The sequence below is a fragment of the Mesorhizobium sp. M1A.F.Ca.IN.020.06.1.1 genome (genome assembly GCF_004023265.1).
Lineage (GTDB): Bacteria > Pseudomonadota > Alphaproteobacteria > Rhizobiales > Rhizobiaceae > Mesorhizobium.
On the sequence record NZ_RZSR01001497.1, the window covers coordinates 1 to 871 of the forward strand.

2 protein-coding genes are annotated in these 871 nt (G+C 63.7%); one reads left to right on the forward strand and one right to left on the reverse strand.

Translation table 11 applies throughout. The features are described from left to right. A partial coding sequence (locus EOA60_RS35115) for a DUF599 family protein (protein WP_128312735.1) occupies positions 1-570 on the forward strand: 570 nt, incomplete at its 5' end. Here EOA60_RS35115 and EOA60_RS35120 read toward each other — a convergent pair. Continuing rightward, positions 543-871, reverse strand: a 329-nt coding sequence (locus tag EOA60_RS35120) for a YdcF family protein (RefSeq protein WP_164899878.1), incomplete at its 5' end; no start/stop codon positions are given. The genes EOA60_RS35115 and EOA60_RS35120 overlap by 28 nt on opposite strands.

Below are 871 nucleotides of genomic sequence, written 5' to 3' on the forward strand. Positions count from 1 at the left end.
GGCAAAGCAGCCGCCGAGCGCGAGGTGCGCATAGTCGACACCGCCATCATGTCCGGGCTGCAGCAAGGCACCGCCTTCTTTGCCTCGAGCTCGCTGATCGCGCTCGGCGGCTGCTTTGCCCTTCTCGGCGCTTCCGACCGGGTTCTGACCATAATGACTGACTTGCCGTTGGCCTCCGCATCCTCCCGCGAAGCCTTCCAGACCAAAATGTTCGGCCTGGTGCTGATCCTCGCCTTCGCTTTCTTCAAATTCGGCTGGGCCTACCGGCTGTTCAACTACTGCTCGATCCTGATCGGTGCCGTGCCGGTCCCGCATGGCGAGGCCTCGCGCAATCCGGTCAGCGGGACGGCGGTGTGGCGGGCCACCCGCATGAACGTGCTAGCCGGCAAGCATTTCAATTCCGGCCTGCGCGCCGTCTTCTTCTCGATCGGCTATCTCGGCTCGTTCGTCGGCCCGACGGTGTTCGTGCTGTCGACGCTGGTGCTGCTTGCCGTGCTTGTGCGCCGTCAGTTCTTCTCGGCCGCGCGCCAGGCAGTGCTTGGTCAGCCGCCCGGCGCCGGGAAAGGTTGATCGATGCGGCCCGACAGCCAATAGGCGGAGAGCCCGATCCATTCGCGGATCGCCATGGTGGTCGCCTGCAGCGAATCGGCCGGATTGTCGCGGAACAGACCGATGCCTTCCTTGCCTGAGGTCCGGTAATCGACCGGCCAAGGGACGGTTGGAAAACCGGCCTTGTCGAACAGCGCCTTGGCGCGCGGCATATGGAAGGCAGACGTCACCAGCAGCCATGTCTCGCCCGGTTTCGGCTCGACCAGCCTGCGGGTGAAGACTGCATTTTCGTACGTGTTGCGGGACTTGTTCTCAAGAATCA